Raw genomic sequence first — 24,468 nt, 5'->3', positions numbered from 1 at the left:
ACTAAAAGTAATCCCAAATTAACTAACTAGTTCTAGAGGGATAGGGGATGTCTGGTAGTACATCCAAGGCGAAAAACAACTATGTTCTGCCGTGCCAACGGTAAAATAGTTGTTGCTTAAACCCGTATGTAGTAGTCTGCCTATATTTGACTACGTAAAGCGGAACTATTCCGACATCATTGGTCACCGCAGTAACGCCCCTCCAGGTAAGGCTAGTTCCTGTTTTATGACCAAGTGTCCAGCCTTCCGGTACTCCTGCTTTCAAGCGATCTGGAAAGGTTACGGTTCGCTGCATCACTTTTAAGAGATGCGCGGTCGATTTGGCTGAAAGGAGTTTCCCCCTGGCAAGAGCACTCAGGAAAGTCACCATCCCTCGTGGCGTCGCCGTATCACGCTCGTCTTTCAAGTAGGCGGCAAAAGACGCGTCACGACGGCTGGACGGCACAGCTTTTATCGCTTTGTCAAGCACATCTGCATCAACGTACTCAGGTCGCCAAATTAAACCGACAATCTCAGTTTGGAGGTGTTTCTCGTCCCTATCCACGCGCAGACCTGAAATCTTCTTCGTTCTCAAAAACGCCTGTATACCTTCTGCACCGCCAACCTGTGCAAAAAGAAGATCTGTCGCAGCACTATCGCTCTCAATAATTGCACGAGAAATCAGATCGGCGACAGTTGTCCTTACTTCTCCACGTTCTGCAACGAGATCGGCAATCGGCTGGACATAAAGGCTTAAGTCCTTCTTGCGGACAGTTATAACATCCTCAAGACGCATCTGACCACGATCAACTGCATCCATTGCGGCAGCACCAACGACCAACTTCATGACACTCTGGAGCGAGAAACGTTGGTCACCGTTGACGCAGGCAATGGCACCCGATTTGGTCTCCTCTGCACAGATCCCAACCCGACCATCAGATCCCTTTGCAACAGCTTCCAACTTCCGTTGCAGCCCAGAAGTGTCCGTCAGCGATCCAGCCTGGGCAGGGGAGATAGATACCAAGCAAAAAAGATACAGAGCGCCTGCTAAACAGTTCAAGCATCGCGTGGTTCGCGGTTTCTTCTTTTTGTCCATGGTCATGTTTCATCTTCAGCTAAAGTAATCAGTGCATCATTGAAAGTGAGATTTAACTGCTTATCCAGACTCGGTACTAAGTCAATACCGAAATTCTTTTCCTTATCCTGAGCTAGTGCGTTAACTTTTATGCCAATGCACAACTCGTCACGCTTTTGTGCAGCTTTTACACAGTCAGCGAAAGTCAACTTGGCAAGCTGTTCGGTTGGAAAGTAAAGCGATATGGGCTTGATATACAGTTCGCTTCCCTCCACTGAGAACAAATCGCGATAGATGGACATGACGTCCGGTTCTTGGGAAACCTGAGCTAAAATTTTAGAGACAAGTTGGTTAGTGAGGAGAAAGTCTTTAACACCTGCTTTGATGACCAAGTCGGTGTCTTCTGAGTCAATTATTTCTGCAATTAATTCTGTCGTAACTTTGTTTCCGGTTTGGGCGGTATAGTCCCGGAAAATTTGCCGCAGTTCTAACAAAATGGTGAGGGTTTTCGCATCTATTTCTTCAGCATTTTCTCCCCTACCTGCCAGAATCGAGATGCTGTCATAGTCATAAGGTTTGAGGTGAAGAAGCTGCTCAACTGAATCCAAATTAGCTTGGAGGACAGCCATCTTTATGTGTAAGTAATCTTGGGCAATCTTATCAAATTCAGCTTGCACCTCTAGTGTTAAATCCTGTACCACCAGGTTGACTTGTGAACCTTCAACTATGTATTTAGCATATTCTTTGAGGATAATTGGAGTTTTGTTGTTCCAGCCAATAATAAGATGCTTCTCAGGTTTTCGCTCTAGGGTTTTGCGATCGTCACCATAGCCAAAATTTTTAGGCTGCACTACAGGTTGTGGATGAAACTGAATGGTTGAGTCATCTTCTGCCAGAATGACAACTTCATCATTTTCAGCAAGCTGGTAATTTTGACTGGGTTTTATTGTCAGGCGCAGATCTACATGACGCACCCCTATGGGAGTACCATTTAAGAAATGAAATGGCAATTCACCAAAGCTTAAGCTTTGCCAGCCTTTTTCCGGGCGATAGAAATAAAATTCGTTACCTTCAAAACCTACCAAGTTTAAATAAACTGAGGCTAGTCCTACACTCCGCGAGGTTTGAACTAAAATTCGAGCCAAAATATCAGCTTCATTCAGAGTGGTGACTGCTCCCGGAGCAATATTTTCAGCAAGTCGGCGATATTGTTGGGAGTGTAATTCTACAACAATAGGCGGCAAGGAGTCTTCCTCATTAGCTGCCACTACTGCTAGGATGGCTTTGACAACTCGTGCATCAGCTAAAGTCTTGCTTTCTTCAGGATCTGAAGCTTTGGCATCATTCAAAATAATCACCGATTTGGCAACTTTGACTCCAACTTTATTTAGGTCATTTAAATTAGTCGTTAAGCCATTGCGAGTCACGACTCGTGTAGTTTTGAGTTCACCTAAATTATTGCGGAGGAAATCATCCATCTCCTCTTTATCTTGTTGAGATAAGATAACAACGACTGCGTCTGCAACGGATTCATTAGCGAATACTAACTCTCTAAGAATATCTATAATTCTGTCGGTGAATCCTAAAATTAAGGTATGGTTCTCTTCTACTACAGGGCTTTTACCTTTACGCAGTAACTGGAGTCTTGATTCAAATTGCTGGGTAATAAAGGCTACGAGGCTGGAGAACAACACTAAGCCAACAAAAATCGTGATAACACCAACAAATTTAGTCGCAAAATTGGCATTGTCTCCTGTGTCTCTTAACCCGATCAACTGCACGAATACGTCCCAGTACAAATCCGGGGAATTTTCCAAATTTTCATTGGGAAACAACAATTCAGAGATGTAACGGGCAATTGTCATGATAACAAAAGCACCAAAAAACAATGACAATAATGCCAGAAAGACAGAAAATCCTCCCTTCGACATAAAGTTGTCAAAGTTATACTGTAGGCGCTTTTGCCAAGAGACTCTATTTTGAAAATTTCTCTTAATCATCATATTTTTTGAATTCAAAGAAAACAAATCTTTTTCTCTACAGAAACACTCATCACGATTCCACTGGGAAAGTTACTAATTATATTCTGAAGTTCAATCATAAAACTGATGCCAAATTCGGTTTCTCAAAGAGCGAACTGAAAAACTGAACTATTGATAATATCAGTTATTGGTTCGCTTATTTGAGCATCAGGTATCCTACGCGTGAACCTTTAGAGACTGATATTTTACAGCTATTTTCAGTTAATTGAACCACAGATTTTTGTAGGGGCACGGCATTGCCGTGCCCCAAAGAACGTGGTTTATTTATTTGAAAAGCGCTGTAAGCCATCAGGAATATATTAACTTACTAATACTATTAGTTGCTCTGTGCTCCTGTTTTAAATACCCCGACAGACTCTTGTAACTGCTGTGCCACTTCTAATGTTTGTTGTAGAGAGCGAGACACCATACCAGACGAATCTGCAGTGCGTTCTGAGGCTTGGGCAACTTTTTTGAGCAACGACACAACGGTTTGAGATGTTTGCGTTTGAGATATTGTTGCTGTAAAAATCGACTGCACTAAATAGTCAATCTGGCGAGAGACTTCTAAAATCTGCGTGAGGTTAAGCTTAACATCTTCGACAACATTTGCTTGTTCCACCATCTCGGTTGTTCCTTGTTCTATGGCTTTAACCACTTCGCTTGTTTCCAATTGGATGTTCTCGAAGATGTGTTGAATTTCTTTGGTCACTTCGCGAGACTGGGCAACCAATTGAGCAATTTCTTCCGCGACTGCGACAAAGTTTCGACCTGCATCACCCATCCACGCAGCCTCAGCACCAACGTTGATCGCTAGCAAGTTGGTTTGCATATCGATTTGGTTCATCAAGGACACAAGGGAGGAGATTTTTTGCGAAGTTTCGCCCACATGCTTCACCCTGTTGGCTGTTTCAGCAACGATTTGTTGTATACTCAAGATACTGTTGACAGTCAAATCCATTGCTTTTCCAGTGGTCTCTACTTTGTTAGAGGTCGTGTGAATCGTTTGTGCTGCTTGGTAGGCGTTCTCAGCGACTGCTTGAATCGAGACAGTCATACTATCGATTTCCTTAAGGGTGCGAGTAATATCGCTGACTTGTGTGAGCGCTTTATCCGCCAATTGCTGGATGGCACCAGAGTTTTCCCCAACAGAAGCATTCACTTGATGTGCCGCTGTTTTGACTTGAGTGACAATCTGCCGCAAGCTGTTGATAATGGTATTTAAAAAATCAGCAACTATGCCAATTTCACCGACTGAAATTTTAGCTCGAACAGTTAAATCGCCATTGGTTGCTTCTTTAACGTCACTAATAAGTTCTAAAAGCTGACTTTGCAGAGCTTCTTTACTATGCCTTAAAACTTCTTCTGCCTGCTTGCGTAAGGTAATGTCAGATACCACTCCAATAAAATTTGTGACTCGTCCAAATGCGTCTCGCACTGGAGAAACCGTTAATTCACACCAAAACGGGGTACCGTCCTTGTGGTAATTCTTCACAATTTGGCATTCACTCGAATCGCTCACTGTGTCGCGTATTTGTTCAACAGTCGTTTGCCCTGTGTCGCCTCCTAGTAAAAATCGGTAGTTGCGCCCAAGCGCTTCTTCTAATGAATAGCCTGTGATTGTTTCAAAAGCAGGATTGCAAAAGATGATCGGATTGTCTTTTTGATGCGCGTCAGTAATGAAAATGGCGTTACTCGCTGCTGCAATGGCGCGATCGCGAAGCCGCAACACTCTTTGTGCTTGTTGAAGTTCATCTAGAAGATTGGCTTGTTCTAAGGCAATTCCAACTTGAATTGCGAGTTGTCTAAATAAATCAATTTCAGACTTTTGCCAATTCCGAGGTCTAGAGCACTCATGAGCACATAATAACCCTATAAGCTGACTATTATTGAAAATCGGTACAACTAAATTTGCTTTGATTTGAAAATCTTCTAGAATTTTTTTGTGGGAATCTGTAAAGCCCGCTCTGGAAACATTGTTGGTAGCTCGGACTCTACCATTTTTGTACATTTCTATGTCATCTTCCCGAAAAGGGTTATTAACCTTTTGTCCTAAGGTTTTCACCCAACCATCTGCCACTGACTCGGCGATGATGTTACCACGACCATCAGGATTGAAGCGATAGATAATGACACGGTCTGTTGTTAATGCTTGACGAACTTCGTTGACGCTTGTGTTGAGGACATCTTCTAATTTAAGCGATCGCCGAATCCGTAGGGTAATTTCTGTAAACAACTGTGAACGTTGAGTTTCAATTTCTTGCTGTTCTAAAAGCTTTGCAGAAGCAGCCAAACGCTGATCGACAAACGAAGTCATCAACGCGAAACCCAAGATGACAACGGTAGCCACGCCAATGCTAACAGCCAGCCAGGTGAGGGAGTGTGTCATCGCCTGGGGCGTAATGATTGCTCGTGGATTAGTCGCCTTAAAGTTAGCTGCTGCCATACCTGTGTAGTGCATCCCAGCAATTGCTGCTCCCATAACAAGCGCACTGCCAATTTTTGTCCTCCCGACACTTGTGCTGGTCTGCCTGCGGAGTTGGAACGCCATCCATAATGCGACAATTGATGCACCAATGGCGATCGCCACAGAAAGCACAAACAGCAACGGATCATACCCGGTAGTTGCTTCCATCCGCATCGCGTACATTCCGATGTAGTGCATTGACGCAATGCCAATACCCATGAGGATACCGCCAATCAGCAATTGCCAGATACTTAACACTTCTTCACTGGCGAGATAAAGCGCACCTCCAGAAGCGATAATCGCAGGCAGCATGGAAACCAACACAGTCCACATATCGTAGGACATCGGCATCGGCAGACTGAAGGCAAGCATGGCAACAAAGTGCATCGACCAGATACCAATGCCCATGACGATTCCGCCACCAATTAACCAAGCAATTCTCGCCGATGCCTTCGCTGCCGTTACCCGCCCAGCTAAATCAAGCGCGGTATATGAGGCAAGGACTGCAATCACAATCGAAAGCCCTACAAGGCGCGAGTCGTATGTGCTATTGAGAACTAAATCTCCCTGAAGCATCAGGTTAACCTCAAGCAAAATTATTTTATAAAATTTAACTTTTTTGTGCTTTTATACTGATTTTTTATTCATTCAATGGCACTAAATCCATTACTGTTGCTAGCCCTTGGCATCATATTATTGAAATTTATTGAAATAATTGTTACCTACGCATATTAACGTACGACCATTGGCTGAGATTACTCCATAACAAAATAATTTTTATACTAACTCTATAGAAATTTTTCGGACTTTTCCTACTTTTCCTACTTTTCCTACTTTTCCTACTTTTCTAACTTGAATCGTGACAAAGTATGAAAAACCACTTATTTTTCATAAAAATCCGTACTGTATTATCTATACTTTAATCATTTCTCCAAATACCAATCTGTGATATTCTCCTATACATAACTTTAATTGAAACAAAATTATCATTTTAACACAAAATATTAAAATTTAAGTAAAAAAATATACAAAAATTTATTTCCCACTTAGGTGATGGAAATCGCCGTTGTAGCTTATTAGTTATCCAGAGTGCTTACAGATAAAAAATTATGAGTCAGGAAGACATAAAGATACCAGTATTATTGAGCGAGCGTTATCGGATTATCAGCGTACTTGGATCTGGTGGATTTTGCGACACATTCTTAGCAGAAGATACGCAAATGCCTTCGGGACGCCGTTGTGTGATTAAACAACTCAAGCCTGTTAATCATGATTTTCAGGTTTACCAACTGGTACAAAAGCGATTTCAACGGGAAGCTGCCATTTTAGAAGAACTGGGAGGAGCGAGCAATCAAATTCCCACTCTGTACGCTTACTTTCAAACGGTTGGACAATTCTACTTAGTACAGGAATGGATCGATGGACAAACCCTACTTCAAAAAGTCCAACAAAGGGGATGTTTGAGCGAAAGTGAGGTTGTCTCGATTCTCATCAGTCTGTTAGAGGTGCTGGAATATGTCCATAGCAAAGGCATTATCCACCGCGATATTAAACCTGACAATATAATGCTGCGCTCATCTGATAGCAAACCAGTTTTGATTGATTTTGGTGCGGTGCGAGAAACGATGGGGACAGTGCTGAACACTCAAGGAACTGTTAACAGTTCAATTATCGTTGGAACACCAGGGTTTATGCCTAGCGAACAAGCAGCAGGGCGTCCAGTTTTTGCCAGTGACTTGTATAGTCTTGGGTTAACAGCTATTTATTTGCTGACGGGACAATTGCCGCAACACATGAATACAGATTCCTACACAGGCGAGAGTCTTTGGGAGCGGGATGGTGTGAGTCCTCCTTTAGCAGCAGTGTTAGATAAAACCATCCGGTTTAATCCCAAGGAGCGCTACCCCAGCGCAAAAGCAATGCTCTATGCTCTTGCGAATATTGCAAAATCGCTTCCATCTAGGGTGGGTAACTTGACTCAACCACCTCCTCAGGCTGTTCCTGTAACTCTCAAATCTGCCCGTCAAAACAGAAGACAAAACGCTATGTTTCTTGGCGGTATGTTAATCACAGGTGCAGTATTCGGTACATCCATAATTATTGGTCTTTTGTTAACAAACTTTCCCCAACCTACAGCACAAAATAAAAAAGCTTCATCTGGGTTAGTTACAAAACCGCAAGGTTCACAAACCCCTTTTACATTATCTCCTTCCCTACCTGTAACGACCAGTTCTCAAAGAGTGCAAAGTTATGAACAATCAAATATAAATAGTGCGACATTGCCTAGTTCTTTCCATTTCATAGCAGACTCTACTTTCCCAAATTTACAATCTGCTATGGAGGAAACAAAAACTTTACAAAGGACTGGTTATCCTCAAACAGGTGTGTTTTGGATACGAGATTATCCAAATGTGGTAGGTACGCGTTTATTTGTAGTTTACGTAGCCACCTTTGGCGATCGCCCCAGTTGTGTTGATTTCCTCAAGAATTATGGAAAAGTCAATCCACAGGCATATTGCGCTTTTGCTAGTAAAGATCCTAAGGCACCAACAGATCGGTTGTCTTTTAATGAAATAAGATAAATCTTAATTTGACATACTCACCGCCCGCGCATGGTCGGTGATTCTTGACACTTCACTGAGATGTGCTGGCGAACCAGTCTTACCTTCTCTCTGTGTCCGTTTAGAGTCGTGGCAATGCCCTGTCCCGACTTTGTTTATATTTTTCGCTGCATTCTCGTCTCGGTCGTGTTCAGCCCCACAATTCAAGCATTGAACCGCCCGAACTTTTAAGCCGAGTTTGCCCCATTTGTAGCCACATTCAGAACAAATCTGGCTTGTTGGCTCCCAGCGACTAATAACATGGAAAACTCTACCAAACTTCTGTGATTTAGCTTCGCATAACGTTCTAAATTCTCTCCATCCCTGAAGACTAATAGCTCTGGCAAGTTTGCGATTTTTCACCATTCCCGACACATTTAAATCTTCCAAAATGATAGCTTGGTTTTCACTAACGACTTTAGTAGATAGCTTGTGCAAGAAATCTTTACGGGTATCCGCGATTTTGTTATGCAGCTTTGCAATTTGAATTCGAGTTTTGTTTCTGCGCTTTGAACCTTTGGGTTGACGTGCTAACTTTTTTTGAAGTTTGCGGATTTTTCTATCTAGTTTTGAATAATCTGGGCTTTCCGCTTTCTCACCATTACTCATTACAGCAAAAGTTTTAATCCCTAAATCAATTCCGAGGCTTTGGTTTTTGGCATCGGTTTGAACGGGTTCAATTTCTACTACAAAACTGAGAAAATAGCGGTCTTCGCAGTCTTTAATAACAGTAACGCTTGTTGGTGCGGAAGGTAAAACTCTTGACCAAATCGGTTTAACGTTGCCAATTTTAGCCAAGTAAACCTCATCCCCTTTGATGGAAAAACCGCCAATTCTAAAGCGTGCTGACTGTTGATTAGTTTTCTTTTTAAATTTAGGACTACCTAGTCTCTTGCCTTTCCGCTTACCCTTAAGGGAATCAAAAAAGTTTTTGTAGGCAACTCCCAAATCCGCAACAGACTGTTGCAACGGGATATTAGAAACCTCAGACAGCCATTCCCGTTCCAATGTTTTCTTTGCTTGAGTAATTACTAAATGAATGCAAGTCGTTATTACTTGGCAACTTCTCAGACTTCTTGCACAAAGCCAAAGCATCATTCCAAACCACACGAACACAACCAAACAACTGAGCTAAAAGCTGTTGCTGTTGGTCGTTTGGGTAGAAACGGAATTGATACCTGGCTTTCATGAATGTCTTTAACGTGCTATCTTTATGAGTATACCAATAGATACAGGTTAGCGCAATGACTTTCCAGAAAAAGCATAAGCTCGGATTTACTAGTAGTAGTCCCTTGGATAATGAGCCTATTTGCTTCAAAGGACGCATTGGACAAAAACAAGCACTTAAAGATATTCCTGACTGGCAGAATAAGCTTAGGGATTATGTTGATGAATTAATCAATAAAAAGCCGTCCTAGAAGGACGGGGCTTGTATCCCATTAATTTTGGTCAGCGTCCACCACACTCAATCTTTGCAGTTGTCGCTTTACCCTGATGGCTTGTCTGAGTAGATTTAACTTTTGCTTCGAGGCTATGAATTTTTTGTAAAAGCGACGCTCCCCAGCATAAAGAAATCACAAGCTTGATAGTCATGCCTACCAGGAGGAGTGTTACGATTTTAGCTGCTTGTCTCTCTTGAGCCAGCCTTTTTTGCTGTTCTACTAGTCGTGCTTCAGCTTCTTTAGCACGTTCCGCCTCTAATGCCTGTTGAACTTCTGCGCGATCAAATTCTTCACTCTTGGCTAAAAACCGATAATCTAGGTTGCTCAAGCTTTTGCCATGCGCCCAAGTTTGGGCATCAATCAAAGCTTGTCCGCGCAATAACCGGGATTGATCTTGTTGGTTTGAAGCAACCCAGGTATCGAAGGCTTGAGAGTAGGGACGCAGATACGCTAATTGTTTTTCCACCCATTCTAGGTGGAAAACTTCTTGATAAATCCGGTTTTTTACCTTCAGAAAACCTTGCTTTTTCACAACCAACCCAGACAGCAACAATTCTACCTGTTCTCGAGAGTCATCGACTGGGACTTCAACTCCTTGGAGGATTTGCTGATAAATTCCTAGTAATCTGCCGACAGATTGTTCGCTTCTAAGCAGGCGATCGCGAATTGTCCGCAAATGCTCGGGTTCATCTTGTGATTCCCAGTGGTTGATTATGCGGGACTTTACCACACTTTCCACCCAAAATGCTTCCGTCCCAGGGAGCATTTTGAGATTGTCACTGAAAACTTCTTGAGCCGAACTCACCAACAACCGACACAGCTTTTGTGTGAGAAAAGGTTGTCCTTCTGTCCAAGCTAATATTTCTTTTAAAACTTTCTGGGGATTGTTACCGTTGAGTTCCAGTCCCTGAGCGAGGACTTTAGCTTCATGAAATGTAAAACCTTGTAGAACGATTGCTTTCCCAATATTAAATGGAGTCGAATGATTTCGATATTGAATTAAGTCTCTTGGCGTTGCAACTCCGAAAATTGCAAATGTAATACGATTATATTCTGGAGAAAGCGCTCGATTATTGTAGCAGAAGCGAATCAAGGTAAAAAAGTCATCAACAGAGAAATCAAGGCTTAGAATACTATCAATTTCATCAATAAATATAAACAATCTTTCATTAGGAAACTGAGCTAGCAGTATCTCCGAAATAAATCGGCTCAGTTTCTGAAGTAAAGAAAGATCATTCTGCTCTTGCCACCAGGTTTTTAAATTGACCTTTCCTATCAGTTTAAAACCCATCCATAAGTCACCTACGACTCCCTTATACCACTGTTCGGGAGTAATATTTTCACAGCCAATATTGGTCATATCGACAGTCGCGCACTTAAAGCCTTCTTGTTGCAGGCGATGCTTTGTTTTCACCATGAGTGAGGATTTGCCCATTTGCCGACAACTGAGGACATAGCAAAACTCACCCTGCTTCAAGGCTTCGTAGAGTTCTACATCTGCTCTTCGCTCAACATAGCAAGGAGCATCAGTCGTTAGCGTGCCGCCAACTTGGTATCGATAACTTTTCATTCAATTTACATTTCAGGGCTTTTGAGCTTATATGATGAGAATTTGAGATATTGTGCGGCAATGCCCACCCTGCAGAAAACTGCTGTAAACTTCTAATTCTAAATTCCTTTTCTTTATAAATCAAGGTGTTTGTATCGGCAACTTAAATCAGTTATCAGTTATCAGTTATCAGTTATCAAAAATCAGTTATCAGTTATCAAGTAACCGCAGTATCAAGATGTCCCAAGTCAATCTTCTCACTGCGGCTGGTACTGCGTAGGTAGCTGTTCACTGTTAAACTCCTGTACTCATCTGCCAGTCGTCCCAAGAGCCATTCTGAGTTCCTAGCTGCGGAGTTCTGAGTTCTTTTGGTTAATTGTCTTCAGATAAAACTGAGTTTAAAGCCACGCAATTACGCCCCTTTCTTTTTGCCTGGAAGAGAGCTTCTTCAGCAGCAGCCATTAACATTACGGGTGAGTTTTCATGGTTGGGTATTGCAGTTGCAATGCCTAAGCTAACAGTAAGGACAGGAGCCGGAAATCCATCAAATTGAAATTGTGCCTGAGCGATCGCCCGTTGGCGCGCGGAGTTCGTTCCCTCGCTTACACGTAGCGCCAGCGTTGCTTCTGGGTTCGCCAAGCGTGTTTGTCCCTCCTGCTCTGAATATAGGACAGAGGAAGCACGGGCTATAGCCAATTGCTCAACCCCCTCTCGAATGTTTTCGGAGATGTCTACAGCAATATCGCCGGGCGTTTGGGGCAACACCGCTGCAAACTTTGTCCCCTCATAGTGGCTTACGAGAGTCGCTTTATACTTTATACCCTCGCGGATAGTACTAGCAATTCGCTGTAAACTACTATTTCCCGCTGTATACCCATGAGTATCCGTGTAAAACTTAAAGTAGTCAATCTCACACACAATCACAGATAGCATTGTCGCTTCTGTCAGCCACTGCTGCCACTGGGTTTCGAGATATTGGCTGAAGTAGTGTAGATGGACGAACTGACTCAGTGCATCAGCTTCACTGATGTCATTAGATTGTTGTTGTTCCTTCAACAGATTTGCAGAAGCATGATCGTCATTTTGCCTTAAGAGTTGCTGGCTAAAATAAAGGCGGTACAACTCGCAGCTAGCGCGAGCTTGATTGCCATCTAGTTGAACCAAACCCATGCTTTCTAGTTTGTATGCGGCGATCGCGCTAAGAGCCGCGCCTCTTGGTGCGCCCGCATCGAACTGCACACTTTCATCAGCCATCACAACTTCTTGCATTGCAGACATCAATTGTGGATCAGCTTGGAGTAGGGTTAAGAGTTCTCGTAAATGCTGACTATAAATTCCACTTGGTGTAGAAGCTGTTTGTAATAACTCCAACAGCGTCATTTCCTCCTGGCACAAATGATAAAGCGCCAGATTTATCAGATAGGGATGCCCGCCAATCATTGTTTGTAACGCTGCTAAGCGTTGCGCCCCTTCGGAGGAAGCTGCCCAATCTATTCCATACTCAATAGCCAAATTCTGTACTTGCGCTATGGTAAACGGTGGCAGTGGAACTGTTAGCCCAACATTGAAAGGGGACTGGTTCAGCTTGAGCGGGATATAGATTTCTGTAGTGTGAACCACCACCAAGCGTACTTTTTGCCAGGTTCTATCCTGCTTTGCCACCTCGTGCCAAAATCGCAGCATTGGCAAGAAGTCTTGGGCAATATTAGGATGTTCAAAAACCCGATGGACTTCGTTCAAAGCCAAGACTATAGGACTATCGATTTGCTCCAGTAGATACCCCTCGAAATAGAATTTGCAGCTCACTTTGCTGCCCATTTCTGCATCCCAGTAATCATCCAGGTTCGGGGCGAGGTTCAACTGCCTGCTGACGTTGATGCAGAACCAACGCAAAAACTTATCCAGTGAAGCAAAAATAGCTTCATCAGCTTCCTGAAAGTCCAAAGAAACGGTTTTATAACCCTGCACCTTTGCATGAGCAATAATCCTGTTGAGCAGTGAACTTTTCCCCATCTTCCTAGGTGCTTTGATCCGCAGCAAGCAACCTGGTTGCATAATTTCAGCGTAAACAAGTTCTTCGAGCGGAGGGCGATTGATGTAGAAAGGAGAACTCAGTGGCACAGGACCGCTGGGAAAGTCCAGCTTACTCACTGAAACTAAATCTAAAAAACCCCTTTGTGCACTAGAACCTGCTCTCAACTCGCGCTGAGGCTCTGAATTATCCTGACTCATCCAGTCTTGCTGGAATTTTGTCAAGACTAAGTGTAGGTTTTTTTTGGTTACCCTCTCTCCTAGTGCATCTGAAAGGTCTTGCCACAATTGAGAGCCAACTTCTTTAATGTAGTCGCTCCCATAGCCTGAGCCTTGCGCCATTTCAGTGTAAGTTTTCCCCAGCCAGGATTGGTAGAGTACAAACTGCTGAATGGAACCAAGAGGCTTGTCTTCGAGAATTTGTTCTACAGCTTCTAGAAGTTCTTCCACGGTTATTTAAAGGTTAATATTAAGTAGATACACGTATGTCTTGTTGATTAGTATTAATATACATCTTATTAATAAGGATTTCTACAAACAGTAAATCCAAAACCTTATGCTGCGGTTAATTTAACAATGCCCCTGTTGATAAAGTACGTGCGGCAAGCGCCTAATGAACGCTTGTGCACAGGTTAGGAGCCGACTTCCCTACACGCGTAGCCAATATAGGTACAATAGGACGGCTTCTTGAACGGTAGCAACAAGCAAACGTCAAAACCCTTTAGTTATATAACTACGCGCTGTTGGAGTAAATTTTGTGTTCTGCATATTGAGTTCTTAAGCTACACCTCCCTTACTCAGTTTTATCACTTTTGCAGGTACCCCAACTGCTATCGAATAAGGAGGGATATTTTTGGTAACAACTGCTCCAGCTCCAATGACACTGCCTTGACCTATAGTCACTCCATCTAAGATTCTAACTCCACTGCCTATCCAACAATCGTCCTGAATTTCAATTCCTTCACGGCTTAATCCATATTCTCTATGATTGTTAGCGTAGATACCTGTATGTGAGGCGATTTGGCAATTCTTACCAATTTTTATATGACCAGGACCAGCCATGCAAACATATGGTCCCACGTAGGAGTCGTGGCTAATTTCAATCAGGCAATCAGAACCTGTAGCTCTGATATCAACACCGCGATCAAGACAAACCCTGTCGCCAATACGTAGTAAACTATTTGGGTGTCTAATTTCCAAGCGCACATCCCGGAGGATTTTAATATCATCACCAACTTCAATTGAACTAGCTCCAAGTAACTCAACCCCTGCTTGAATGTAAACTCTCCGACCCATGCGAGCAAATATTGAACGGTAAGCTAGGCGTCGCAGTAGAGTGCCAAGTGGACGAGGAATTGATCCTATGACATTGATTATGGTCAGTTCTACCGTGCGTGACCAAACTGTAGGTGCCTGAATAGTCAACTGCTGATAACTGTTAAGTTTTTCGACCGTCATAGCTTGTAGAGTTTATAGCAAAGAAAATGACTTCTTATTTATACTCCCAAATGTGGAGATAAGTTTTGTCACCAAAGCTTGAGTATACTCAACATGATTAAATTGGTTGACTACCAGTTCATAACCTCGCTGAGCCTGAGCCTTAGCTTTTTCCGGAGCATTTAAGAGGTTCTCGATTGCTTGCTTGAGTTCTACAGGATCACCGGGATTCACACCAGTAACGATACCCGAGTCAATAAGGTCGCCAATAATTCCTGAGGAGCGAGTGATCACTACAGGTCGCCGACAAGCCATCGCTTCAAACAGAGTGGTGAGCCCAGCTTCGCGGTTATTTTCAAAAAGGCTTAAGACAACTACATCAGAATCGCGGTAAAGCTGCAATAACTCGCACCAGTCGTAAAAGCGAAACGACATATTACTTGGTATAACTTTTGGAAACGCCCGTTTTAATGCGGTTGTACTGGGCGAAAAAGCACAAACCTTTACATCAACATTCAAATATCGAGTTGCCTGAGCCAGAGTTCGATAGTCCCGTTTCTCTAAACCTCCGCTACCAATAATTGGACGAAGTTTGTGTTGAAAAGCCGGTCCTGGTGTGAAGAAGGATGTGTCTACAGGTTGTGACAAAAATAGATAGACACGGTTCTCAGGTAAGCGTAAGTACTGGCGAAGGAATTGAGCTTGCGAACGAACCGTGGTCACAAATAAATCAATGCGGTTTGCTATACCGAACAGCTTCAATGCCAGACGAGCTCGTGGTCGGTTTAGATTGTGGCTATATACAACAATTTTAGGTCGCTTGTGTTTAGCACCGCAGAGAGCGGCAATTGGAATGCCCACGTGTTCACCTGTGCAATATATGACATCGTCCTCTTGAACCACCGAGGACAACTTGCGTGCCAAAGCCCAGTGTTCAGGATGACCTATAATCATTGCACGAATTTTATCTATAAGCAACACAGGTTCGGAGCCTGGTTGATAAACTGTTGCCCCTAAAAGCTGACTCATCGCCGATATTACATGGTTGGGGCATTTTCCCGCGAGAGCATTTTGGGTGATACCTTCTAGGTTACAGGTCGGGATTAAAGCTATGTGGTATTGCAAAACTTTTTTCCGGCTATATTTTCTGTATAAATGATTATATAGCTGAAAAATGAATCTATACCTAAATTGACTCAGTACAAAATGTTAAAGTCAATCAATTTTAGTAAGATTTGAGACTCCATAAATAAAAAATATAACACAGTATAAAAGACTTGTTACAACATTGGTGCTAAGTACTGGTATTTGCTGGTTACGGATGACAAAAATTTTTTTAGAATGAATTTTTTTAGGGGCTTGCATCCTTTGATTATTCTGACTACTGAATTCCTCGCTGCGCTTCGATCAGAGCCTTTATCCGGGCACTTTGTGCGATCCATCGCAAGGGGGCGCTGCACTCCGCGCAATCGCCCCCTTGCGGTGGGCACTGAGTGGGATTGCCGGAGGCAGTGGGCACCAATCGCCCGTTTGCAACCAGAAAAATCAACTGGTCTGTTGCGCCCCGATAGCGAGAGCATTTATTAGGCAAAGGTCAATTCAAACGCCCCGATATCGGCTCTACCACCGCTCACACGAGGATTACCGCGCTGGTCGGTTGTGGGGTCACCTGGCAGCAGGGTTGGATCGCCTGCATTAATCGCTGGGCTGTCTGGGAGCAGGGCAATAGTTGCTGTGGGACCACCATTGAAACTCAAGGCACTTAGACGGGGATCAATCGGATTACTGCTGGTGCCAATGATGTCTCCTGTGGCTCCAAACCCAGTGCTTCCTGTGGCGTCGCCAATCAAGTTGTAGCCATTGCTAGTGAAGTTGCCTGAGACATCGGGGTTGATACCACCTATGGTGAGGAGGTTGGCGGCGATAATCGTATTCCGCACTCTTGCTGTACCAGAAGCATCATTGAACACCCCTCCACCATTAGCGGCTTGATTGCGGGTGATGGTAGTGAACACTAGGGACAGGGTGCCGTTGTTAAAGATGCCGCCACCATAAGGAACGCCCCGGAAGACCGAGTTGTCGCTGATAGTGCTATTGCTCGCAGTTAGGCTGCCTGCGTTATAGATACCGCCACCTGTGAAGTCGGCTGAGTTGCCGTTTATAGTGCTGTTGCTTATCGTGACAGTGCCACTTGCAATGTTATAAATGCCACCACCAGATACTGCCGAGTTACTCCCCACGGTAGTGTTACTCAGCCTTAAAGTGCCACCGTTCAAGATACCGCCAGCAAGGCTGCTTATATTGTCTCTTGCCTGATTGCCGATAACGGTACTGTTACTCAGTTCAAGAATACTGCCGCTCAAGTTTACAATGCCACCACCCCTGTTTATCCTACCTGCTGCCAAGTTGTTGCTTAGGGTGGTGTTGCTCACTGCCACAGTGCCACCGCTGTTATTAATAGCACCACCGCTGCTGGTGCCCCTGGCTGCTACTGAGTTGCTGCTCAGGGTACTGTTGCTCACTGTCACAATGCCACCGCTGTTATTGATACCACCGCCGTCAGCTATATTGAATGCACCACGTGCTGAGTTATTGCTCACGGTACTGTTGTTTACCGTTAAGGTACCCGTGTTGTCAATACCGCCTCCGCTGCCATTCAGGAAACCACTTGCCTCATTGTTAGTGAGGTTACTGTCGTTCAGTGTCACAATACCCGTATTGTAAATGCCACCCCCGAAGGCAGAGCCAGATGCTGATGCTTTATTATCTCTGATGGTGCTGTTGTTTAGTGTCAGAATACCAGTATTGTAAATTCCGCCACCATAGGTACTACCCGAGTTAAGGGTTGCAGTATTATTACGAACAATGCTGTTGTTTAGGGTGAGTGTACCACTGTTCTTAATCCCACCACCGTTGTCACCCGCGCTGCCGTCAGCAATAATCAATCCAAAGAAGTTTACCGTTGCTGTTGTGTCAATTTCAAACACTCGTGAAGCATTGTTACCACTGACGGTTAATAAATTAGTACTCGTCAACGGATCTATTGGAGCAAAGATATTCAAGCTGTCGTTGATGTTTAGTTCTCCCAAAGTTAAAGAAATGGTCTGTGAAGAGGCAAACAGCGACGAGTCAAAGACAATTGAATCTACTCCAGCAATAGCATTGGCAAAGTTAATAGCTTCGCGCAACGTGGTGACGCCATCGTTATCATCCACCACATCGGCGATGCTGTTAACTGTATAGATGGAACTGGCTGGTCTTGGGAGGTTTACGCCACTGATGATATCTGGCACAGTGCCAAAGCTAAAGTTAGCTGTGGCGGATGGATTGAGTGCTCCTTGCGAAGCTTGAAGATTGTCTGAAGTAAATCCAGTTGAGAAATCCATGAATTGATGTCCTTTGATTGTTGTTGATGTTGAGACTATTTGTCGGTAAATACCGCCAAACAAGCTTTTTTGTACTCAAGAGGTACTGGTCAATGAAAAATCAGCCGATTGATTAGGGTTGAAAGGCGATCGCTCGTTTGGGGCGTTTTCGACGAGATCAATCAGCCGATGTGTTGCGCCGTCCGCGAAAATTCATTAGGCAAAGGTCAATTCAAACGCCCCGATATCAGCTCTACCACCGCTGACACATCAGGGTTGATATCGCCAGAACTTGTCAGGTTACGAGCGATCATCGTGTTCCGCGTAGCTGTACCCGAAGCATCATTAAATCAGTTATCAGTTATCAGTTATCAGTTATCAGTCCTGACGGTGTATGGTGTGGTTGTATTGACACCAACGCATAAAGGTGCTCTTGGTGGGGGACGCGCGACCACTCGTATTTAACTGATAACTGCGGCTGGTACTGTTCACTGTTAAACACACCACCACCATTGCTGCCTTGGTTGCGGGTGATGGTACTAAACACTAGCGATAGGGCACCGTCGTTATAAACGCCGCCGCCCTCGCTTGCCAAGTTACTGCTTGGTACCTACATCCAAATGGTACAAGCCAGTTAATTTATTAATAGGGAAAACAAAATTTTATTGCTGATTAAATCCCCTCAATTGATGGGCACACACTCAGCCCTAAACCCCACACCTTTGTGAAAGCAACTTTCATTCAGGTTCTGCCAATAAAGTAAACTCCCCAGGTATCAAAACCTGCCTCTCGATTACTTATCCATTCACGAAAAGCAACAACCTGTATCTGAAATTGCTGCAATAGCAACTCAATTTCTGGTTTAAATAAGTAGCGCATTCGATGCATTTCTTGTAACTCCTCAACAGCGTTGCTACTTTTATCTCTAATGAAGACTTGATAATTTACATCTACCCAATTTTCATTCTTGTGCATGACTGGCTCTGCAATTCTAGTTACGAGAATTTGCTCATCTTCTAAACGTTTAACTCTGATTGTGGGGCGATCGCTCAACACTGCCGGTCCATACCAGACATCAAAGATAAAAATTCCCCCAGGCTTCAAATGCTCTTTGACTGTAGCAAAAGTTGCTAGCAAATCCTCGTTTCTTGTCTGGTAGCTAACAACATGAAACAGTGACAAGACGACATCAAAAGTCTGATTTAGCCTTACTGTACGAATATCTCCATGAGTAAATTTCAACCTAGAGACTAAGTCTGGTGGAAGATGGGAGAGGCGATCGCTAGCTTTTTGTAGCATCTCCTGACTGATATCCACTCCTTGAACTTGATAACCTTGCTTTGCCAACAGAGTTGCGTGGATACCTGTGCCACAACCCAAGTCCAGGATTTTCTGAGTTTCTGGCGCATATGTCTTTACTAGCTGCTCAATAAACTGGGTTTCTCCAACATAATCCTTATCTTGGTAGAGAAGGTCGTAATAACGGGCATAGTTGTTAAAAATATTCATTTTAATATTTCCTTAACTGCCAGTACCACTTGTTCAATTTGTTCATCCATCAGTGCCAACCCGCTAGGAATATAAAAACCCCGACGAGCGAGTCTTTCCGCTACGGGGTAAGATTCTCCCTCAAATAATCCCATCTTTTTCAACACAGGTTGCTCATGCATACACCAAAAGAAAGGACGAGTACCTATTTTCTTCTGACCAAGACGCTGCATCACTTCTTGAGCCTCAAATGGGATTTCGTCTTTCAGGACTAAACCATAAACCCAGTAGATATTTGTTGCATATTCAGTCTCTAGCAACGGTAACTGTATACTAGGGATGTCTGCAAGTAACTCGGTATAAACTTGCCCCATTCGTCGCTTACGTGCTATGAATTCATCCAAGCGCTCTAACTGAGCAACTCCAATCGCTGCTTGTAGATTACTCATTCGCATATTCCAACCCAACTCTTCATGCACGAACCGTTTCTGAGGTTGGAAGCACAGATTCCGCAACGAACGACACCTTTGTGCTAAGTGTTCATCATCTGTGACCAGCATTCCACCTTCACCCGTAGTGATATGTTTGTTCGGGTAAAAGCTGAATGTACTGATGTTGCCAAAGCTACCACAAGGAATACCTTTATAGGTTTGACCATGCACTTCAGCTGCGTCTTCTATGACAGATAAACCATACTTGTCTGCCAAGGCTAAAACTGGTTCCATATCTACAGGTAAACCGTAGATGTGGACAACCATAATTGCTTTCGTTCTAGATGTTATCTTTGCCTCAATTTGGCTAACATCCATATTCCAAGTGTTGCGATCGCAATCTACAACAACCGGAATTGCACCAGCGCGGACAATAGCAGCAGCACAGGAGATAATTGTGAAAGTGGGCAAAATAACTTCATCTCCTTTGCCAATTTCCAATGCTGCAACTGCTGCATCAAGAGCAACTGAACCATTACTGACAGCAATGCCATATTTGCGTCCAACACAGGCAGCAAATTGCTGTTCAAGTTGTTCGACAAATGGTCCTTCAGAAGAAATCCATCCCGTATCAATACACTGGTTTAAGTATTTCTTTTCGTTACCATTCAAGAGTGGTTCGTTTACAGGAATAGGCATTGTCAAACCTTGTTTAACTCCATTATTTTTGCTTGTTCTGAAGTGATCCCAATAAACCTGATTTTATCCTGTTCTTTAACGTAGGGACCTTGCTTAACTTCAATCATCTCAATTTCTTCAAGCACTTCAAATCCGTGACCGCCAGAACTTAAGAGGATGACGTCTCCACTTTCCAAAATTCTGCTTTCTAGATATTGCTGTTCGTTGTCATAAAAATCTACCCGTAGTTTGCCTTTTTTGAGAAATAAAACCTCTTGCGTATACATGACTTCCCGATATACCGGATTGTGGGTATGAGGCTGAATCACTTTCCCCTTTGGATGACTCATATAAGCTATTTGCTGAGAAAATTCGTCAGGGGTAAAGAAGTGAATTCCTGGCTTGTGAAAATCTTTCGATATAATTATCGCTAGAATTTGATGGCAATGAGTAATCTTTTCTATCATGAGTGTTAAGCAATAAATAATTGTTTGGTTGACCTGAACTCGACGTAAGAAAATGGCTTCAAATCCTTACCTCGTCAAAGTTTGGGCGAAAACAAACCTAGGGTTTTTATTATCAACAAGCAATATTATTAATTATTGATATTGGTTATCAATAATTTGGTTGAATTGTCAATAACCCTAAGAGTTTTTCGATCTGTTAAATGAGCTTTAACCCTTGTCCTGCAAATCTTGCAACCGTTTTCCTTATATCGAACTCAGGCTTTGTTGATGATTTTATCGACCTAAGTAGGTCGTTGAAGTTCAAAGAAAAAAGTACCAACTAGCTTTTACATCTTGAGTATCTTTTCTTTAAATCTTGTTTTATATGTTATCACGCTTGTCAGTGATGTTACTAATTTATAAATGTCCTTTTATTCAATCTTCAACTACTCGCCTGTAGTTGTACTAGCTGAAAGGTTAAATTTTAAAGTCTAATCTTAGAAAGAAAAACGCTAGAATATCCATAAAGTCTAGGTTCAAGCTATGAGTTCAACAAAACTAGATGTTGAAAAGCAATATTCAAGAATTCACTTAATTAGGATTTATGCACTGTACAAATGAGACATCATATGTATGAAGAAAATTTGGTCGTTCCAGGCTTTTGACAATTACCGTCAGATGGGTGGCGATACGCATCATTGCGTCTGCACTCTGCGCGATCGCGCTCAAGATGATCGAAAAATCAGGTTTGAACGTTTGAAATTCATATCCCATATTTGGTATTTCCTAGCGTAAGTCCTAATTTTGTCCATAGCTGGTCGCAGTCCTCCTGGCTTGAATGTCACTTGGCGATATGATTGGGCTTGTTTGTTGACTTATTCTCAACAAGCCCTGCTTTTTGCTGTGAGCAATTGCGCTTTCGGCTTTGATTTAGTTGCTCAATTTGCTGTCAGCGAAGGTATTTTTTAGGAGTTAAAGCACCTGTTTAAGAGCATCAAACCAACGGGTAGCCAGCTTCCATTCACCAGTATCATTGGGATGGCAACCATCGAAAGTATCAACGCCTAGCGTTGCATCGAAACCATTGTACTGATCCACAACTATCACAGGTGATTGTGATGTGTATGTTTCGCTTGCAAGGTTTGGAATAAGCGAATTGAACTGTTGAATTCGCTCCGGGTACCCACACCCAATAATTTGAGCCAGTAGTATCTTCACATATGGGTTATTGTTACAGAACTTTTGAATGATGCCACGTACATCCTCGATTGTACTTTCTGCGCTCGGTTCCAGTGCAAGATCAATAGTTCCAACATGAATCAGCACTATGTCTGGTTGATTGCGGCTCGCCCATTCGTCAATACGCTCTAGCATCTGATCCGCTCGCCAACCACAGTGACCTTCATGCTCTAGATCAAAGTCTGACAGAGGTGTACGTCCGTTACAATTGAATTGGGTTGACCCAACAAAATCGACGTTATAACCTGCATTGCGTAAATAAAACCAAAGTAAGCGACGGTAGCCGTTCTGATTTTCGTGTCCTGCAGTAATGGAGTCGCCAAGGAGCATGATCCGCGTAGGATAAGAATTTTGTGCAATCAAAACTGGTTTAGTAGCGTTTTTGCCTGCGCTAAACGCCGCCTGACTAGACCCTCCTTTGCCTATTACTCCTACTACGACAACAACAAACACAATGACAATACTCAAGATTGTCAATTGCCAACGGCGCATATTATTACCTCTTCAATAAATGTAGTGCTGTCATGATTTTTTATGACCAAGAAAGAATCATCCGTCAGAATCATTCGTCAGAATATTAAACGTGTTTCTCGTTACAAATTAAGAGTACTGGTCAGCCGTATTGGTTTGGTGCCCCTAAATTTATTTGTGGAGAAAAAGAAAGTTTTCCGCATTCATTTCCCCCGGATTCTCCTTGTGGGAATATTCTGATTACTGCGTTCTGTGTTCTGCGTTCTTCTTAATTAACCAAAACAGCAGCTTTTATATTTACTTAAAATAGTGTTTGAATTGGTAGCCCAAAACCTAAATGATTCCGAATGGCTAAAAATAGAGCAAGTACCGCGATAAAAAAGGCTGTGGTTTGAATATCTTGGGCAAAACAAGTGAGTTTTTCCTGCCAAAGTCCATAAAGGTTAACTATGTACAAAGGTACATCGCTGAATGCAATGACAATAATAGCCCCTAGCACACCAAAACTGTAATTTGCTAAAGGTACACCCAGAGCAATTATTCCAAATCGAGCGAAATTACTTTGAGCTGAGTATAAGGGTTTGCTAATTGCTAATAAAGCAGGGCTAATAGTATAGAAGAGCAGCGAAAACCAAATACCACTGCATAAGATTGGCATCATCCAGATAGCAGCAGCATACCTTTTGTCGTACAATATTCCAACAACTAAGTCACCAACAGTGACTAGACCAGCTAATACGATCGCACAGGTAAATAGCATCAGCCAGCGTTGGCGGATAATTTTCGCTCGCAATGTTGGTCTTGGCAAGTCAGATTGGTGGGAAATTGCAGGAAAAATGACTTTATAGCTAAGTTGTTTAATAACTTCTCGGGGTATGCTTGCCAAGGTGTAAGCGACTGTATACACACCTAGCATTTCAAATGACAAAATTTTACCCAAAACCAAGCGGTCAGTTTGTTCCGCCGCAAACATGAGCGTGGATGCAACGAACATCCACTTACCAAAGGATAAAATTTCTTTGACGGCTTCCGGTTCCCATTCAAAGTGGTTGGAGTATTTTGGGATTAACCAATAGCTGCTGACTAATTTGTATATTGCTCCGATCACCGGTGCAATAGCTAAAGACCAAATATTTGGATAAAACCAAACCAAGAGAATTAAGGTAGACAAAAAACTTGCTTGCATGATCAGTTCATACAAGGAAAGCTTACCCAGAACCATCCGGCGATGGAGAGTGTGTACGCTAGTACAGCTAAATCCGTCAATAACTGAGGACAGTGTAACAATAGGAATTAGCCACCAAAGGCGCACGTCATTGTAGAACTGTGCAATTGGATAAGCAATAAGTATACAAAGAAACCAAATCACTACTCCACGAATTGCTTGTATACTCCAAGCAGTATTTAAGAAAGTAGGTTCATCGCCTCGTTTACTGTTGACTATATTTTGACCAATACCAACGTCTGAAAATAATTCCAAACCAACTCTAATCGTCGTGACCAAAGCCATCAAACCAAAATACTCTGGTTCCAACAAGCGAGTTAGAATTAGATTATTGCCAAACCGTAAAATTTGAATACCTCCGAAACCAACAATCGTCCAAATTGCACCACGGATGGCAAGTTGTTTTACAGATTTCATAATTTCTTACACTAATGCATGGTATAATACTCTTCATAGAGGAAATGATGCGTCATCAAATAATATCAAGTTAGGTTGATGACTTATACCATTTCTCTATGAAGTTG

Annotated in this window: 21 protein-coding genes; 6 read left to right on the top strand and 15 right to left on the bottom strand. The window is 42.9% G+C overall.

Going from position 1 to position 24,468, the window contains the following annotated elements; translation table 11 throughout:
* Positions 1-79: 79 nt before the first annotated feature.
* Complete coding sequence (locus tag ACM0OZ_RS27195) at positions 80-940, bottom strand: serine hydrolase (protein ID WP_414585945.1); 861 nt, start codon at positions 938-940, stop codon at positions 80-82.
* On the opposite strand from ACM0OZ_RS27195, the gene ACM0OZ_RS27190 reads away from it, so the two are divergent.
* Positions 825-1,103 carry a hypothetical protein gene (locus ACM0OZ_RS27190; RefSeq protein WP_414585967.1) on the top strand — a complete coding sequence of 93 codons (279 nt, stop codon included), beginning with the start codon at positions 825-827 and terminating at the stop codon, positions 1,101-1,103. The genes ACM0OZ_RS27195 and ACM0OZ_RS27190 overlap by 116 nt on opposite strands.
* Here ACM0OZ_RS27190 and ACM0OZ_RS27185 read toward each other — a convergent pair.
* Together ACM0OZ_RS27185 and ACM0OZ_RS27180 are read right to left on the bottom strand one after the other, a co-directional pair.
* Positions 1,078-3,057: a CASTOR/POLLUX-related putative ion channel gene (locus ACM0OZ_RS27185; protein WP_414585944.1), complete on the bottom strand. Its 1,980-nt coding sequence runs from the start codon at positions 3,055-3,057 to the stop codon at positions 1,078-1,080. The two genes, ACM0OZ_RS27190 and ACM0OZ_RS27185, sit on opposite strands and share 26 nt — an antisense overlap.
* 355 nt (positions 3,058-3,412) lie before the next feature.
* Positions 3,413-6,118: an MHYT domain-containing protein gene (locus tag ACM0OZ_RS27180; protein ID WP_414585943.1), complete on the bottom strand. Its 2,706-nt coding sequence runs from the start codon at positions 6,116-6,118 to the stop codon at positions 3,413-3,415.
* A gap of 533 nt (positions 6,119-6,651) precedes the next feature.
* Between ACM0OZ_RS27180 and ACM0OZ_RS27175 the strand changes: the two genes are divergently transcribed.
* Positions 6,652-8,124 (top strand): protein kinase domain-containing protein, encoded by a 1,473-nt coding sequence (locus ACM0OZ_RS27175; protein ID WP_414585942.1) that lies wholly within the window; start codon positions 6,652-6,654, stop codon positions 8,122-8,124.
* Between the two features lie 3 nt (positions 8,125-8,127).
* Here the strand turns inward: ACM0OZ_RS27175 and ACM0OZ_RS27170 are convergent, their stop codons facing one another.
* Positions 8,128-9,150, bottom strand: a complete 1,023-nt coding sequence (locus ACM0OZ_RS27170) for an RNA-guided endonuclease InsQ/TnpB family protein (RefSeq protein WP_414585941.1) — start codon at positions 9,148-9,150, stop codon at positions 8,128-8,130.
* Positions 9,128-9,331 (bottom strand): helix-turn-helix domain-containing protein, encoded by a 204-nt coding sequence (locus ACM0OZ_RS27165; RefSeq protein ID WP_414585940.1) that lies wholly within the window; start codon positions 9,329-9,331, stop codon positions 9,128-9,130. Before ACM0OZ_RS27165 ends, ACM0OZ_RS27170 begins: the two co-directional genes overlap by 23 nt.
* 55 nt (positions 9,332-9,386) lie before the next feature.
* On the opposite strand from ACM0OZ_RS27165, the gene ACM0OZ_RS27160 reads away from it, so the two are divergent.
* A complete protein-coding gene (locus ACM0OZ_RS27160) occupies positions 9,387-9,560 on the top strand; it encodes a hypothetical protein (protein WP_414585939.1) in 174 nt (57 codons plus the stop codon).
* 31 nt (positions 9,561-9,591) lie between these two features.
* On the opposite strand, the gene ACM0OZ_RS27155 is transcribed toward ACM0OZ_RS27160, so the two are convergent.
* The 5 genes from ACM0OZ_RS27155 to ACM0OZ_RS27135 form a co-directional block, all read right to left on the bottom strand.
* Positions 9,592-11,154, bottom strand: coding sequence for an AAA-like domain-containing protein (locus ACM0OZ_RS27155; RefSeq protein WP_414585938.1), 1,563 nt, complete (start codon positions 11,152-11,154; stop codon positions 9,592-9,594).
* A gap of 351 nt (positions 11,155-11,505) precedes the next feature.
* Positions 11,506-13,614, bottom strand: coding sequence for an AAA-like domain-containing protein (locus ACM0OZ_RS27150; RefSeq protein ID WP_414585937.1), 2,109 nt, complete (start codon positions 13,612-13,614; stop codon positions 11,506-11,508).
* A 327-nt stretch (positions 13,615-13,941) separates the two neighbouring features.
* Positions 13,942-14,622 (bottom strand): DapH/DapD/GlmU-related protein, encoded by a 681-nt coding sequence (locus ACM0OZ_RS27145; RefSeq protein ID WP_414585936.1) that lies wholly within the window; start codon positions 14,620-14,622, stop codon positions 13,942-13,944.
* 12 nt (positions 14,623-14,634) lie between these two features.
* Positions 14,635-15,630, bottom strand: coding sequence for a glycosyltransferase family 4 protein (locus ACM0OZ_RS27140; protein ID WP_414585935.1), 996 nt, complete (start codon positions 15,628-15,630; stop codon positions 14,635-14,637).
* Positions 15,631-16,184: 554 nt separating this feature from the next.
* Positions 16,185-17,987 (bottom strand): choice-of-anchor Q domain-containing protein, encoded by a 1,803-nt coding sequence (locus tag ACM0OZ_RS27135; protein ID WP_414585934.1) that lies wholly within the window; start codon positions 17,985-17,987, stop codon positions 16,185-16,187.
* 108 nt (positions 17,988-18,095) lie between these two features.
* Between ACM0OZ_RS27135 and ACM0OZ_RS27130 the strand changes: the two genes are divergently transcribed.
* Positions 18,096-18,431 carry a hypothetical protein gene (locus ACM0OZ_RS27130; RefSeq protein WP_414585933.1) on the top strand — a complete coding sequence of 112 codons (336 nt, stop codon included), beginning with the start codon at positions 18,096-18,098 and terminating at the stop codon, positions 18,429-18,431.
* Between the two features lie 276 nt (positions 18,432-18,707).
* On the opposite strand, the gene ACM0OZ_RS27125 is transcribed toward ACM0OZ_RS27130, so the two are convergent.
* From ACM0OZ_RS27125 to ACM0OZ_RS27115, 3 genes are read right to left on the bottom strand one after another with little or no spacing between them, the layout of a single operon-like run.
* Complete coding sequence (locus ACM0OZ_RS27125; protein WP_414585931.1) at positions 18,708-19,475, bottom strand: class I SAM-dependent DNA methyltransferase; 768 nt, start codon at positions 19,473-19,475, stop codon at positions 18,708-18,710.
* Complete coding sequence (locus ACM0OZ_RS27120; protein WP_414585930.1) at positions 19,472-20,584, bottom strand: DegT/DnrJ/EryC1/StrS family aminotransferase; 1,113 nt, start codon at positions 20,582-20,584, stop codon at positions 19,472-19,474. The genes ACM0OZ_RS27125 and ACM0OZ_RS27120 overlap by 4 nt, the downstream gene beginning before the upstream one ends.
* 2 nt (positions 20,585-20,586) lie before the next feature.
* Positions 20,587-21,030: a hypothetical protein gene (locus tag ACM0OZ_RS27115; protein WP_414585929.1), complete on the bottom strand. Its 444-nt coding sequence runs from the start codon at positions 21,028-21,030 to the stop codon at positions 20,587-20,589.
* 783 nt (positions 21,031-21,813) lie between these two features.
* Here ACM0OZ_RS27115 and ACM0OZ_RS27110 point away from each other — a divergent pair.
* Complete coding sequence (locus ACM0OZ_RS27110; RefSeq protein ID WP_414585928.1) at positions 21,814-21,978, top strand: hypothetical protein; 165 nt, start codon at positions 21,814-21,816, stop codon at positions 21,976-21,978.
* 3 nt (positions 21,979-21,981) lie between these two features.
* On the opposite strand, the gene ACM0OZ_RS27105 is transcribed toward ACM0OZ_RS27110, so the two are convergent.
* Positions 21,982-22,740 carry an SGNH/GDSL hydrolase family protein gene (locus ACM0OZ_RS27105; RefSeq protein ID WP_414585927.1) on the bottom strand — a complete coding sequence of 253 codons (759 nt, stop codon included), beginning with the start codon at positions 22,738-22,740 and terminating at the stop codon, positions 21,982-21,984.
* 42 nt (positions 22,741-22,782) lie between these two features.
* Here ACM0OZ_RS27105 and ACM0OZ_RS27100 point away from each other — a divergent pair, with 42 nt between their 5' ends.
* Positions 22,783-22,959 carry a hypothetical protein gene (locus ACM0OZ_RS27100; RefSeq protein WP_414585926.1) on the top strand — a complete coding sequence of 59 codons (177 nt, stop codon included), beginning with the start codon at positions 22,783-22,785 and terminating at the stop codon, positions 22,957-22,959.
* 61 nt (positions 22,960-23,020) lie between these two features.
* Here ACM0OZ_RS27100 and ACM0OZ_RS27095 read toward each other — a convergent pair whose 3' ends face one another.
* Positions 23,021-24,361 (bottom strand): oligosaccharide flippase family protein, encoded by a 1,341-nt coding sequence (locus ACM0OZ_RS27095; RefSeq protein ID WP_414585925.1) that lies wholly within the window; start codon positions 24,359-24,361, stop codon positions 23,021-23,023.
* Positions 24,362-24,468: the final 107 nt, after the last annotated feature.

The organism is Scytonema sp. PCC 10023, from assembly GCF_963920835.1.
GTDB lineage: Bacteria > Cyanobacteriota > Cyanobacteriia > Cyanobacteriales > Nostocaceae > Kalymmatonema.
The sequence above is the reverse complement of the archived record's forward strand: the minus strand, read 5'-3'. Positions and strand labels throughout refer to the sequence as shown.

What these genes read in the sequence shown, in the direction of transcription:
- ACM0OZ_RS27190 (WP_414585967.1), top strand. Translation starts at nt 825, where the DNA reads ATGACACTCTGGAGCGAGAAACGTTGGTCACCGTTGACGCAGGCAATG.
- ACM0OZ_RS27185 (WP_414585944.1), bottom strand. Translation starts at nt 3,057, where the DNA reads ATGATGATTAAGAGAAATTTTCAAAATAGAGTCTCTTGGCAAAAGCGC.
- ACM0OZ_RS27180 (WP_414585943.1), bottom strand. Translation starts at nt 6,118, where the DNA reads ATGCTTCAGGGAGATTTAGTTCTCAATAGCACATACGACTCGCGCCTT.
- ACM0OZ_RS27175 (WP_414585942.1), top strand. Translation starts at nt 6,652, where the DNA reads ATGAGTCAGGAAGACATAAAGATACCAGTATTATTGAGCGAGCGTTAT.
- ACM0OZ_RS27165 (WP_414585940.1), bottom strand. Translation starts at nt 9,331, where the DNA reads ATGAAAGCCAGGTATCAATTCCGTTTCTACCCAAACGACCAACAGCAA.
- ACM0OZ_RS27160 (WP_414585939.1), top strand. Translation starts at nt 9,387, where the DNA reads ATGACTTTCCAGAAAAAGCATAAGCTCGGATTTACTAGTAGTAGTCCC.
- ACM0OZ_RS27155 (WP_414585938.1), bottom strand. Translation starts at nt 11,154, where the DNA reads ATGAAAAGTTATCGATACCAAGTTGGCGGCACGCTAACGACTGATGCT.
- ACM0OZ_RS27145 (WP_414585936.1), bottom strand. Translation starts at nt 14,622, where the DNA reads ATGACGGTCGAAAAACTTAACAGTTATCAGCAGTTGACTATTCAGGCA.
- ACM0OZ_RS27140 (WP_414585935.1), bottom strand. Translation starts at nt 15,630, where the DNA reads ATGAGTCAGCTTTTAGGGGCAACAGTTTATCAACCAGGCTCCGAACCT.
- ACM0OZ_RS27135 (WP_414585934.1), bottom strand. Translation starts at nt 17,987, where the DNA reads ATGGATTTCTCAACTGGATTTACTTCAGACAATCTTCAAGCTTCGCAA.
- ACM0OZ_RS27125 (WP_414585931.1), bottom strand. Translation starts at nt 19,475, where the DNA reads ATGAATATTTTTAACAACTATGCCCGTTATTACGACCTTCTCTACCAA.
- ACM0OZ_RS27120 (WP_414585930.1), bottom strand. Translation starts at nt 20,584, where the DNA reads ATGCCTATTCCTGTAAACGAACCACTCTTGAATGGTAACGAAAAGAAA.
- ACM0OZ_RS27115 (WP_414585929.1), bottom strand. Translation starts at nt 21,030, where the DNA reads ATGATAGAAAAGATTACTCATTGCCATCAAATTCTAGCGATAATTATA.
- ACM0OZ_RS27105 (WP_414585927.1), bottom strand. Translation starts at nt 22,740, where the DNA reads ATGCGCCGTTGGCAATTGACAATCTTGAGTATTGTCATTGTGTTTGTT.
- ACM0OZ_RS27100 (WP_414585926.1), top strand. Translation starts at nt 22,783, where the DNA reads ATGACCAAGAAAGAATCATCCGTCAGAATCATTCGTCAGAATATTAAA.
- ACM0OZ_RS27095 (WP_414585925.1), bottom strand. Translation starts at nt 24,361, where the DNA reads ATGAAATCTGTAAAACAACTTGCCATCCGTGGTGCAATTTGGACGATT.